The organism is Thermotoga sp. Mc24 (genome assembly GCF_000784835.1).
GTDB lineage: Bacteria > Thermotogota > Thermotogae > Thermotogales > Thermotogaceae > Thermotoga.
On record NZ_JSFH01000011.1, the window covers coordinates 136,490 to 149,173 of the forward strand.

Consider the following 12,684-nt stretch of genomic DNA (forward strand, 5'->3'; position numbering starts at 1 on the left):
ACTGAGGTGAAAGAATGATTCTAAAATTTTTGAACGAAACACTTCCCTGGGTCAGAAAACCGAGTAGGTACATAGGAAGAGAAATCAACAGCGTAGTGAAAGATCCAGAGGAGGTCTCCCTCCGGGTAGCCCTCGTTTTCCCTGACACTTACGAGGTGGGCACCTCAAATCATGGCCTTGAGATACTGTATCACATTCTGAACGAACAACCAGATGTGTGGGCGGAACGGAGTTATCTTCCCTGGATCGACATGATAGAGCGCATGAAAGAAAAGGACATCCCCCTTTACACCATGGAGTCCTACACACCACTCTACCAGATGGATGCCGTTGGAATCTCTCTGGAGTACGAACTCTCGTACACCAACGTTGTAGAAGTTTTGAAACTCTCCAGAATATCCCTCTTCTTCTGGGAGAGAAAGAAGAAAGATCCCATAGTTCTCGGTGGAGGCCCGTGCTCTTCGAATCCCGAGCCGATCTACGGATTTTTCGACGCGATTCTCATCGGTGACGGTGAGGAAGCGATCCTCGAAATTGCCCGGGTGTTGAAAGAAACGAAGGGAGAAGAAAGAGAAACGATCTGGAAAGAACTCTCCAAAATCGAGGGAGTTTACGTTCCAGCGCTCTACGAGCAGAAGGGAAGAAAGATCGTTCCAGTTTCACCGGAATATCCACGGACCATAAAGAGAAGAATCGTGAAGGATTTGAACTCCCAGCCTGTTCCGGTGAAGAAGATCGTACCGAACGTCGAATCAGTCCACGACAGAGCTGTCATAGAGGTCGCAAGAGGATGTACAAGGGGATGCAGATTCTGTCACGCGAGCGTTTATTACAGGCCCGTGAGAGAAAGATCCCTCGAGAACATCCTCGAAAACGTCGAAAAAATGCTGAAGAACACCGGATATGAAGAGGTATCCCTCCTTTCTCTCTCGACGATGGATCACACTCAAATAGAAGAGATAGTCTCCGAGCTTTTGAAAAGATACTCAGAAAAGAAGATCGCCGTCTCCATACCATCCACGAGGATGGATAGGTTCGGGGTTGAGATTGCCGGGAGAATTGCCTCCGTGAGAAAAACAGGCCTCACCTTCGCACCAGAAGCGGCTACTCAGCGACTGAGAAACATCGTCAACAAGAACATAAACGAGGAAGATATTTTCACAACACTCGAGGCTGCAAAAAAAGCCGGCTGGAGACGTGTGAAACTCTATTTCATGATGGGACTTCCCGGAGAGACGAACGAAGATCTTGAAGAGATGGTCAAACTCTTAGAGAGAGTGAAAAAACTCGGTCTTAAAGAGGTTTCCGCTTCCGTCTCTGTGTTCGTTCCAAAACCGCACACACCCTTTCAGTTCGCGAGGCAACTCTCTCCTGAAGAAGCATACGAGAAGATCAGAACGCTGAAAAGAGCAAAAAAAATCGCAGAAATTTCCTATCACGATCCAAGAATGAGCCTTCTTGAAGGAGTTTTCTCAAGGGGTGACAGAAAACTTCTGAATCTCATAGTAAAGGCGAACGAACTGGGAGCGCTCTTCGACGAATGGAGTGAGATGTTCAGATTCGATCTGTGGGAAAAAGCCTTCGATGAAACGGGAATTGATCCAGGAGACTACCTTAGAGAGATCGATCTCTCTGAGGATCTTCCATGGGACCACATAGATATGGGAGTGACAAAAGAATTTCTGAAAGAAGAGTACAGAAAAGCGCTCAAAGGAGAGACCACGGACGACTGTAGATGGAACAGGTGCTACCTGTGTGGTGTGTGCTTTAGATTCGGAGTTAAAAACGTTCTCTTTGGAGGTGAGAGAAGATGATTCTGTTCGGAACAGGTGGAATTCGAGGTGTGATGAGAAGGGGAGAATTCGATGAAGAAACGGTGAAAAGAGCCTCTCTGAGTACCGCCCTCTGGCTGAAAGAGAAGGGCCAGAAAAGCGTGGTGATCGCTTACGACACGAGAAAGAACTCCAGAGAGTTTGCAGAGCTCGCCGGCAGGGTCTTCGCTGGTGAGGGTATAGAAGCCTATGTTTTTCCTGAACCCACTCCGACACCGGTTCTTTCTTTCGCCGTGCGATACATGAAAGCGGGTGGAGGTGTAGTCATCACTGCGAGTCACAATCCTCCGGAATACAACGGTTACAAGGTCTACACCTGGGATGGTGTACAGGCGATACCCGAATACACAGACGAAATTACGGAAATATACAAAAGAGTCGATGTTTCTCATGTGAAAGAAGGAGACTTCAAGCTTGTACCCCCTGAAGTGAAAGAGAGCTACATAAAAGCAGTACTCGAAATCGTCTCAAATCTTCCGATGAATACCGATCTCGATATCGCCTACTCTCCGCTTCACGGAACAGGAGCAAATTACGTGCCTGAAGTCTTGAAGAGACTCGGATTCAAAGTCAGACTCGTAGATGAACAGATGAAACCTGACCCGAACTTTTCAACTGTTCCCACACCGAACCCCGAGGAAGACGAAGCGCTTGTTCTTCTGAACAAAAAAGAGGCAACACTGGGACTTGCCACAGACCCAGACTGCGATAGAGTGGGAGTGGTTTTCAGAGGACGGAGGCTCACGGGAAATCAGGTAGGTGTTCTTCTCACAGACTTTCTCCTGGATCACGTAAAGGTAGAAAATCCCCTCGTGATAAAGACGATCGTCACAACGGACATGGTGAGGCCGATCTGTGAGAAGAAGGGTGCCTTCCTGGAAGAAACACCGACTGGATTCAAGTTCATAGGTCACCTGATAGAGGAGCACAGCAGAAAAGGTGACAGAACCTTCGTTTTCGGCTTCGAAGAAAGCTGCGGTTACCTTGCGGGAAACCACGCGAGGGACAAAGACGGTGTGGTGGGCAGTGTGCTCTCCGCAATTGCCTTCAGCAACTACGATCCTTACGAGAGGCTCGAAGAACTCTACCAAAAGTACGGGTACTACATGGAAAAGCTCATCAATTTCAAATTTGAAAATGTCGAAAAGGCGATCAAGATATATGAATCCCTCAGAAATCGCAACGATATCATCGACTACTCGAAGGGTTACGGAAACGTCATTCCGAACGAGACCATAGCCTTCGTCTTTGAAAAATCCAGGATCTTCGTGAGACCTTCGGGAACAGAACCAAAACTCAAGGTTTACATCCACGTGAGAGGAGACACGAGAGAAGAAGCAGAGAAATTGGTGAAAGAGAACGAAAGCAAGATAAAGGAGATCCTGAAACTGTGAGCTGGTACCCCGGTCATATAGAGAAAGCGAAACGGCAGATAAAGGATCTTCTGAGGCTTGTGAACACGGTGGTGGAGGTCCGCGACGCGCGGGCCCCTTTTGCCACATCGGCGTACGGTGTGGACTTTTCCAGAAAAGAAACGATCATCCTTCTGAACAAAGTGGACATAGCGGACGAGGAAACAACGAAGGAGTGGGTGGAGTTCTTCAAAAAACAGGGAAAAAGAGTGATCACCACCCATAAGGATGAACCAAGAAATGTCTTCCTGAAAAAGCTCTCCTTCGACAGGTTTGCCCGTGTTCTGATCGTTGGTGTTCCAAACACGGGAAAATCTACGATCATAAACAAGCTGAAAGGAAAAAGAGCGAGCTCCGTTGGAGCACAACCTGGCGTCACAAAAGGCATCCAGTGGTTCTCCTTGGAAAACGGCGTGAAGATTCTGGACACGCCCGGGATTCTCTACAAGAACATCTTCAGTGAAGACCTCGCGGCAAAGCTCCTCTTGGTTGGAAGCTTGCCGGTAGAGAGAATAGAAGACCAGAGGATATTCGAAAGAGCCTTTGATATATTCGCTCAAAGCATCGGAATAGAATCATCTTTCAACGAATTCTTCGAAGACTTTGCGAAAAAAAGAGGACTCCTCAAAAAAGGAGGAGTCCCCGATATAGAACGAGCTTTGATGCTTTTTTTCACAGAAGTGGCTCAGGGAAAAACAGGGCCCGTTTCCTTTGAACACCCTGAAGATATCACTCCTGTACAACAAGAGCAAAATCAAGGGGGTTGAGGATCACCCTCTCTTCATCGCTCCACTTTCCGTTCCAGACCCTTCCACCGGCGATCTCTTTTGGCTCTTTTCCAACATTTGCAGCGATGACGATCTTTTGGCCATTTCTTTCGTAAGAGTACATGACGAGATCTTTCGTTGTGAGATTTTCAAACTCTCCGTTGAGGACAAAATCGAGGAACTGCTGGCGCACCTTTATCAGTTTTTTGATGAAGTTCAAGACTCCCCTGTCCGGGTTGTCCCAGTGGAGAACGTAATGATCGAAAAAGGCGAGTTTCCCGAAGAACTCGTCAGTTGGAGAGAGGGCCTTTCTCAGATTTGGATCCGTGTCCAGTCCCAGATTCATGGGTTGTTTTTCACCAATCTCCTGCCCCGTGTTCACATAAGGAATGGAGTTCGGCAGAAAGTAAGTCACGAACGGTGCCAGTTTTTTCATCTTGGAAGCGTGCTTTCTTGTGGCAATGCGCGGTGTGTCGGGAGTCTCAACGGAGGCGAGGAAGGGAAGAACGAGCCTTTCGGCGATTTCAGGGAGTTTTCCTATTTCTTCCACTCTTCCTGCGAAGTACCAGCTGCTTCCCAGGATCACATCGTATCCCGCTTCCTTCGATACCTTATCTTTCTCCATGTCCAGCTCCTCTGCGATCATCGCAAATGCCGGATCGTACTCCTTCACGTTCTTTATTATGAGGTCGAGAAGTTCCTTTGGAAGCGCGTGACCCATATCGAGTCTTGCACCGTCTATTCCGTATTTCTTCTGATAATGCGGTATCACGCCCGCGAGGTACTCCCATAGTTCTCTGTTCGGCTCTTTTCCAGGGAATTTGCTCGCTTTTATCACATCGTAGAGAACGTAGGGAGGCTGATTGGGATCGAGGAATCTCTTCGAAGCCTCTGGGTGATCTAAGTACAGCCTCAAGAACGTCACATCGTCCCATGTGGGCTGTGGGTCGTTGATCAGATCGGAGAATCCTGGAGGTGTGATGATTCCGAATTCTTTCACAATCAACTCCAGAATGTTTCCCTTTTCTCTTTTTATCTTCTCCCACTTTTGAGGGTCGATCAGATTCGGAGGAAGTGTGAACTTTTTGAGGTGTCTTTTCACATTTTCTTTGCTGTATACGATCTGGAGTTCGTCCTCGTCCGGCACTTTGAATGGAAGTTCCTCGGCCCTCGGGGGAGTGTAATCCGCGAGTTCTTCCACCTTTATCCAGTAAAACCAGTCCGGATGTTCTCTTATGAGGTCGGAGTCTCTGGCGGCCGTTCTCGGAATGAAATCGAGAATCACCCTGATTCCAAGGATGTGACACGCTTCCACAAAAGCCTTGAACTCTTCATCCACCTTGAAAGGTTCGAGGAGCGGATCATGGTACCTCTCATCGAGCTCCATAGGGTTCTTCACGGAGTACGGTGAAGGAGCGTCTCCTTTCTTGAAGAGATCGCTCATTCTACTCACAGGAAGCAAATAGATAGCGTCCGCACCGAGACTTTTGATGAACGGAAGAAGCACCATCATCTTGAAGAACGTTCCCGCCTCTCTGAAACCGAGAACATCGTTCTCCTCGTAGTATCCAGAACCCTTGTGGTTGTACGCTGCGGTGGTTCTGGGAAGAGATCCATAAACGACGGAACGCTTTATCCAGTCCGGTGTTTTTTCTCCTTTCAAAAATGAAAGAGGCTGGGAATAGTCCTGGTTTCTGGACTGATTCAAAATCCAGTCGGTGATCTCGGCTCCGAGTTCGTAAGGATCGACGAAACACCTGCCGGATTTTTCGTCGAACTTTTTGAAAAAGCTCGGTATCCACAGCTTTGGAACCGCGTAGATTCTCCTTCCGGTGGTTTTTTCCTTGCAGTATCGGTTTATCTCTTTCAAAAGCACGATCATCCCTCCTGATTTAATTGATTTCATCATCTATTTTAACAAAATGCAACAAACCCCGCAAGACAGAACTTGATCCCGATAATTGTGTAATAGTATAATATTACAGTGAGGTGATAGGTTTTGTGGTTCAGGATCGATTTTCACTCCTCAAAACCAATCTACGAACAGATAAAGGAAAGGATAAAACTCCTGATCCTGTCGGGAAAACTGAAAGAAGGTGAGTTCGTGCCTTCCATAAGATCTCTCGCAGAAGATCTCGGAGTGAATCTGAACACCGTCGCTCGTGCTTACAGGGAGCTCGTCCAGGAAGGAGTTTTAGAAGTGAGAAGAGGAGAGGGTTACATCGTCTCAAAAGTGGACGTGGAAAAGATTCAAACGCAGCTCGAGACGGAACTCAGGAAGAAGATCGAAGATTGCAAGAAAGCAGGTATCCCACTGGAGAGGATCCTGAAAGTGGCAGAAGAAATCTACAGGGGTGATGCACGGTGATCCTCAGGGTGAAAGATCTCAAAAAGTTCTACGGGGCAAAAGCGGCCGTGGATGGCATCGGTTTCGAAGTGGAGAAAGGAGAGATCTTCGCCATACTCGGTCCAAACGGTGCCGGTAAAACAACCACTCTGAAATGCATCACAGGTTTGAGAAAGAAAGACTCTGGAGAGATCGAACTGAACGGCACGTTCACCTATCTTCCAGAGGAGAAGAAGCTCTACCCGCATCTCAGAGTGAAAGAGATCGTCGATCTCTTCGAGAAGATAGGAAAGAATTTCAACGAGAAAAACTGCCTCGAAATTCTCGAAAGGTACAGAATAGATCTGAACGAGAAGGTAACCAATCTCTCGCACGGCATGAGAACGATTCTCTACCTTTCACTCGTTCTTTCCGAGAACGTGGATCTCTACATACTGGACGAACCCACCTGGGGGCTTGATCCCATCGTGCGAAACGAGATACTCGATCACATAAGGTCCCTCACCTTCGAAGGTAAATCCGTTCTGTACACCAGCCACGTGCTCGCGGAGGTGGAAAAGATCGCAGACAGGGTCGCCATCATGAAGGAAGGAAAGATCATTTTGACGGGAAACCTCGACGATATAAAGTCCTCTTATGGCCTTGTGGTTTCCAAAAAAGACCTGAACGGCTATCTTCTGAAAACTCTCAAAAGTGGGGAAAAGGTTTATCTTGTGGAAAAAGAAGAAATTCCTGAAGGTGTGGAGATCGAAGACGCAACTTTCGAAGACATATTCGAAGCAATCGTGAGGGGTGAGAGAAATGATCGCTAAGGAGTTCAAAGACATGAAGGTGAGGTTCTTTGTGATGTTCTTCCTTCTTTTTGGAACATTCGTGCTCCTGGTGGTGATGAAAGATTACACACCAACCCTTGCCGAGATGCTGAAAAACGTTCCCGAAGGATTTCTTGAAAAACTCGGGGTCACTGAAGATTTCATAAATAAGCTTTCGGAGTGGAACTTTTACATCATCACACAGTGGTATGGAAAGAATCTTGGGCAGTTCGTACCGATATTCGCGATCATAATGGCGTTTCCTGTTTTTGCAAGGGAAATAGAAAACGAAACGATAGAGCTTCTGCTTGTGAGGATGTCCAGAAGAAAGCTCTTCAACGTGAAGTTCTTCACCTCCCTTGTCTTCACTTTTTTAGCACTTACTGTGCTCGCACTCGTTCCAATACCTGTGAGCTGGATCATTGGAGAAAAGCTCGATACAGGACTGGTGTTCAAGTACCTTCTTGTGGAAATGATAACAACCTACCTGTGGTTTTCCATCACGGTATTCTTCTCTGTGATCTCTTCAGATCAGGTGAAGCCTCTTATCGCTTCGATCGCTCTTCTTGCTGGGACAACCGTTTTGGGTGGGTTCGTGAGAGTACTCTCTGCTCTGAACACCTACTCCTACGTTCTGAAAGGTGAATTCACTCTCTGGCCGTCGCTGATCTACACCTTAAGCGGAGTGGTTTTCACTTATCTTTCCCGGAGGAGTTTCAAAACAAGAGACTTCTGAGGAGGTGTGAAGAATGATAATCACCACCACGGAACAGGTACCGGGATACAGGGTGAAGGAGATCCTCGGTGTGGTCTGCGGAAACGTGGTGATGTCGAAGCACCTGGGAAGAGACATAGCCGCTGCTCTCAAAACCCTCGCGGGTGGTGAGATCAAAGGTTACACGGAGATGCTCACGGAGGCGAGAAACATAGCACTGGAGAGAATGATAAAAGAGGCTGAAAAACTCGGGGCTGACGCGGTGATATGTTTCAGATTTTCTTCATCCACGATCATGAGCGGAGCTGCGGAGATTCTCGCCTACGGAACCGCGGTGAAACTGGAGAAAATCTAAAGGGGCGGAAACGCCCCTTGATCACACTTCCTCTTCCTCTTCGAATTCTTCCAGATCAATGTCTTCCACCATTTCTTCGGTTATTTCTTCCGAACTTTCCACTTCTTCCTCTGTGGTGAGAGGAGCTCCTTCTCTTCCCTCAAGATACGCGTTAGCAATGACAGAAGTGATGAGTTTTATGGACCTGATGGCGTCGTCGTTTCCAGGGATCACGTAGTCGATGGGATCGGGATCACAGTTCGTATCGACAATGGCTACAATGGGAATGCCCAGTTTGTTCGCTTCTGCCACAGCGATCTTTTCTTTTCTCGGGTCAACGATGTAGATGATGTCCGGGATCTTTCTCATCTCTTTGAGACCACCGAGATTCTTTCTGAGCTTTTCGAGAACTCTTCTGATCCTGCTCTGCTCTTTCTTTGGAAGTTCGTCGAGCTTGCCACTCTGCTCCATTTCTTCGAGTTCGATGAGTTTGTCTATCCTCGACCTGATCGTTTTGAAGTTCGTCAAGAGTCCTCCAAGCCATCTGTTGTTCACGTAGAAGGCTCCGCATCTCTCTGCTTCAGCCTTTATGACTCCCTGGGCCTGCTTTTTCGTTCCCACAAAGAGGATCGTCGCACCTTCGCTGGCTTTCTCCCTTACAAAGTAGTAAGCCTCTTCGAGCAGCTGCTGAGTCTTCTGAAGGTCGATGATGTAGATGCCTTTCCTCTCCGTGTAGATGTAGGGAGCCATCTTCGGGTTCCATCTTCTCGTTCTGTGTCCAAAGTGAACTCCCGCTTCCAGAAGCTGTTTCATCGTAACAACCGCCACAAAAAACACCTCCACTCTTTTGGTTTTGATCCTCCGCTCCCTTCACACCCACACCGGCCTTTTCACAGGCACCGAGGTTGGGATCCAGGAGCGTGCGTGATATACACCCTGAGAATTCTACCATCGAAGAAGAGAAATTTCAATTGTTTCTACTTGAAACTCTTGGGTCCACGACAAATTTCACGACATAGAAACTTCCGAATATACCGATCAACCCCGTGAGAGCCATGAGAGCACCGTATCCGGAAAGGTCGGCTATTTTACCTCCAATGAGTGGAGCAACGAAGGAAAAAGGAGCGATCGAGAAGTACAGAGAACCCATGTAGAGCTCTTTTCTCTTTCCAGAGACGAAATCCAGCGTGATCGCCATGTTTCCAACGTTGTTCGTGGTGTTCACAAGACCCATCAGAGCAAAGACCGGGTAAGCTTGCACCGGCGATGTGGAAAGAAACGCCAGTATAACAGCCACAGAATAAAAGATCTTGCTGAGAAGAAGGTTCAGTTTGTGCCCTTTTCTGTCACCGAGAGGGCCAAACAGAAAAGAAGACAACCCCTGGGAAACGAGAACGATCGCCGTGAAAACTGCCGCCGATTGATCTGGAAGTGAGAACTTCTCCAGCAAATACACCGTGATGAAACCGCTGGACGCAAACATGAAGCTCGTTATGATCCTCTCTATCAAAAAGTTCCGGAAGTGTTTGTCCAGAAAGACGTTTTTCATGTTCCTTATGTAGTTCCATATGGGTTCATCGTCAGGGACTGTGTGATCCGGCACTTCCCTTGTGAGGGCCAGAAACACGAAGGACACCATGAAGAAAGCAAACGCCGTAAGAAAGACGTAGCCAAAGTTCACGGGAAACGGATAGCGCGAGAGAAACTCTCTGGCAATGACAGAGCCACCCACTCCCAGTATCGCTCCAAGACCGTTTCCCATGGCAAAGAAGGTGCCTCTTCTTCGTGGGTCTATCACCTTCTCTATCATGCTCATCCAAGGAGGACCCAGAAATCCCATTGAGAATGTGGCGATCCCAACCATCAGAATGGAAAGGTAAAGAGCCAGTCTCGGAGAAGGAACAGCGAGGTAGAAACTGATCAACGCCATGAAAAGATATGGAAGCCTCTCTCCCAGCGTTACCTTGAGAACGAGGTTCAATTTCTTTGGCGATCTCTCCGCGTACTTTGCACCCCATATGGCTGGAATGCCCCAGCCCAGATTCGCGATGGCCGGGATGAGACCCAGCTCCAGATTGGAAGCACCAAGATTTCTGGCAAAAACAGGAAAGAGCGTAAAAATGGATCCAAGGGTCATTCCAAGACTGAAGAACGCGTAATCCAGTGAATTCACGATGAAATTCCACCGGTAGTCCTTCTCCGTCAAACGTTTCATCTTCTTCTCTCCCGGCTCTGAAGTATGCAGCATAAGATATTCTATCCTAATTTTTCGTTTCAGGAGAGTACGAAACTTCTTAACTTTTCGTAAAGTCGATCCCAGTCTCTTTCTCTCTCCACATACTCTCTGTTTCTTCTGCCGAGTTCTGAAAGATCCTCCTCGAAGATCCTCCTCAGCGCCTCTTCGAGATTATCCTCCCTGAAAAAGACAGCACCCTTTGTTTTCTTGAAAGGGAGATTTTCGATATCGACACAGAGAACTGGTTTTCCAGAGGCCATGTAGTCTACCACCTTGTAGGAACTCACGGCGGGGTGATCCATCACGGTTTGAGAGAGAGTGAAGAGGAGAACATCTGCCTTCTGAAGAAGGTAGGGAACACACCTTTTCGGAACAGGATCAAAAAAGAACACGTTCTGCAGATCTTTCGCCGTTTCTTTCACAGAAACAAGATAATCCGCATGAGACGGTCCGACAAAAAAGAACACAAAACGATCTCTCAAGTTTTTGTTCACTTTTGAGAGTGTTTCTATGAACTCTTTTATTCCCTTATGTTCGACGATGGATCCCGCGTAGACGACCTTTATCTTATCAGCGGGCACCTTTGAGAAGACTTCATCCACCACCGGGCACGGTTCTGGATCTTTGAAAACTTTCAGATCAACACCGTTGGGAATGTAGATGAAATTCTTTGGTCGAACCTTCAATCTGTTGAAGTGCTCGGAAAGATCTGGAGCAAGGGAAATGATTCCATCCGCCTTCGGATAATACTTCCTGCACATGTGATCGAAGAGCATTGAAACTGGATGACGGTAACTCAGAGAACCGAGTTTTACAAGATCGTCCGGCCAGACATCCCTGATCTCGATGAAAAATTTTCCGCCTTTTCTTCTCACATAGTACCAGCCAAGGCTCCAGGAAAACGGATGCGGAGAAGACGCTATGATGACGTCGTATCTCTTCTGAATGATCTTCTTCCTTCCGTTTCTGTAATAATCTATCGATGAGAGAAGCCTCGAAAGGGAGTTTCCGGTGTACTCTCTTGTCTCAACGACGATGAAATCCACACCGTCCTTAGAAAAGCTCCATCCGAACGTTTCGCTCCATCTTTTTCCAGTGAGGTGCGAAAAATCCCCGATGTAGATGTCCACTCTGTGACCTTCTCTTACAAATCGCTTCGCAAGTTCGAAATGCCTCGTTTCTGCGCTTCCCACTTCTGGTATGCTCGCGTAGTGATTGAGTATGGCTATGTTCAAGAGGATTCCTCCTTGTAGTAACTCTGATTGTCCAAAAGCTGCTCTTCAGGAACGTCTCTCACCACTCTTGCTGGAATTCCCATGACTATTTTTCTGTCGGGAACATCCCTTGTGACAACAGAACCAGCTGCTACCAAAGCATCTTCACCTACAACAACACCCGGTAGAATAGTTGCGTTCGCTCCTATTCGTGCACCTTTTTTTAGAGTTGGTCCTTTGAAAAATTTCTTTCTCTCTTCTGTTCTTCCAAGGAAGTTGTCGTTTGTGAACGTCACCTCAGGGGCGATGAAACAGTAGTCTTCGATCGTCGAAAGTGCTGTGATGTAGGCGTTCGTTTCTATTTTCACATATCTTCCTATGGTAGTTCTGTTCTCAACAGTGACACCCTTTCCTATCACTGTGTAAGACCCTATTTTTACATCTTCCCTTATCACTACAAGATCTCCCACAAACACGAAATCTTCCAGAATGCTTCCCCGGTATATCACACAGTTGGCACCTATAATCACACCGTTCCCTATTTTGAGAGGAGGAAACTCTTTTTCCTCAGTCACGGCAGATATAACAGACTTGAAGGGAAGTTTTCCGAGAACTGTGCCGTCGAAAATAACGCAGTCGTCACCCACGATCGTTCCTTCTCTGATCACTACATTGTGGCCTATCATCACATTCCTTCCTATAACCACATCATCTTCTATCACCACGTTGCGCCCTATTTTTGCGTTTTCTCCTATTTTGGCCCTGCTTGAAATAAAACTCATAACTTAACCTCCTTCTCGGATTATCCGAAAAAATTTTACCACCCCTCGTTGTTACAAACATTTAACATTAAAATCCCTAAAGTCTCTTCCGATTAAAGATAATGGAAAGCCCGGCGCCGGGTACAGGGAAGTAAGAATACTCACACGGAGGTGAGTAGGTTATGAGGATCAATCACAACATCAGTGCGTTGAACGCTTGGAGAAACATCAGCCAAACCCAGTACAGCATGAGC

12 protein-coding genes are annotated in these 12,684 nt (G+C 47.2%); 7 read left to right on the forward strand and 5 right to left on the reverse strand.

The features are described 5' to 3' along the window. Window positions 1–14: 14 nt before the first annotated feature. The 3 genes from MC24_RS07570 to ylqF are packed head-to-tail and all read left to right on the forward strand — an operon-like array spanning window position 15 to window position 4,011. Window positions 15–1,814: a TIGR03960 family B12-binding radical SAM protein gene (locus MC24_RS07570; RefSeq protein WP_038054188.1), complete on the forward strand. Its 1,800-nt coding sequence runs from the start codon at window positions 15–17 to the stop codon at window positions 1,812–1,814. Next, window positions 1,811–3,226, forward strand: coding sequence for a phospho-sugar mutase (locus tag MC24_RS07575; RefSeq protein WP_038054190.1), 1,416 nt, complete (start codon window positions 1,811–1,813; stop codon window positions 3,224–3,226). Before MC24_RS07570 ends, MC24_RS07575 begins: the two co-directional genes overlap by 4 nt. Then, entirely contained in the window at window positions 3,223–4,011 is a 789-nt protein-coding gene (ylqF, locus tag MC24_RS07580; RefSeq protein WP_038054192.1) for a ribosome biogenesis GTPase YlqF, read from the forward strand. The genes MC24_RS07575 and ylqF overlap by 4 nt, the downstream gene beginning before the upstream one ends. Here ylqF and MC24_RS07585 read toward each other — a convergent pair. Next, window positions 3,974–5,887 carry a DUF1923 family maltosyltransferase gene (locus MC24_RS07585; protein ID WP_038054194.1) on the reverse strand — a complete coding sequence of 638 codons (1,914 nt, stop codon included), beginning with the start codon at window positions 5,885–5,887 and terminating at the stop codon, window positions 3,974–3,976. The two genes, ylqF and MC24_RS07585, sit on opposite strands and share 38 nt — an antisense overlap. 123 nt (window positions 5,888–6,010) lie before the next feature. Between MC24_RS07585 and MC24_RS07590 the strand changes: the two genes are divergently transcribed. From MC24_RS07590 to MC24_RS07605, 4 genes are read left to right on the forward strand one after another with little or no spacing between them, the layout of a single operon-like run. Further along, a complete protein-coding gene (locus tag MC24_RS07590; protein WP_038054196.1) occupies window positions 6,011–6,379 on the forward strand; it encodes a GntR family transcriptional regulator in 369 nt (122 codons plus the stop codon). Next, window positions 6,376–7,170, forward strand: coding sequence for an ABC transporter ATP-binding protein (locus MC24_RS07595; RefSeq protein ID WP_038054199.1), 795 nt, complete (start codon window positions 6,376–6,378; stop codon window positions 7,168–7,170). Before MC24_RS07590 ends, MC24_RS07595 begins: the two co-directional genes overlap by 4 nt. Further along, window positions 7,160–7,906 (forward strand): ABC transporter permease, encoded by a 747-nt coding sequence (locus MC24_RS07600; RefSeq protein WP_038054202.1) that lies wholly within the window; start codon window positions 7,160–7,162, stop codon window positions 7,904–7,906. Before MC24_RS07595 ends, MC24_RS07600 begins: the two co-directional genes overlap by 11 nt. 13 nt (window positions 7,907–7,919) lie before the next feature. Then, the gene (locus MC24_RS07605; RefSeq protein WP_038054205.1) at window positions 7,920–8,240 is read left to right on the forward strand and encodes a YbjQ family protein; all 321 of its coding nucleotides are present in this window, start codon (window positions 7,920–7,922) and stop codon (window positions 8,238–8,240) included. A gap of 21 nt (window positions 8,241–8,261) precedes the next feature. Here the strand turns inward: MC24_RS07605 and rpsB are convergent, their stop codons facing one another. The 4 genes from rpsB to MC24_RS07625 all read right to left on the reverse strand — a co-directional run bounded on the left by rpsB (window position 8,262) and on the right by MC24_RS07625 (window position 12,451). Next, entirely contained in the window at window positions 8,262–9,047 is a 786-nt protein-coding gene (gene rpsB / locus MC24_RS07610) for a 30S ribosomal protein S2 (protein WP_038054206.1), read from the reverse strand. A gap of 139 nt (window positions 9,048–9,186) precedes the next feature. After that, window positions 9,187–10,434, reverse strand: coding sequence for an MFS transporter (locus MC24_RS07615; RefSeq protein ID WP_038054209.1), 1,248 nt, complete (start codon window positions 10,432–10,434; stop codon window positions 9,187–9,189). 59 nt (window positions 10,435–10,493) lie between these two features. Beyond that, entirely contained in the window at window positions 10,494–11,690 is a 1,197-nt protein-coding gene (locus MC24_RS07620; RefSeq protein ID WP_038054213.1) for a glycosyltransferase family 4 protein, read from the reverse strand. Next, entirely contained in the window at window positions 11,687–12,451 is a 765-nt protein-coding gene (locus MC24_RS07625) for an N-acetyltransferase (protein ID WP_038054216.1), read from the reverse strand. The genes MC24_RS07620 and MC24_RS07625 overlap by 4 nt, the downstream gene beginning before the upstream one ends. Between the last annotated feature and the right edge of the window lie 233 nt (window positions 12,452–12,684).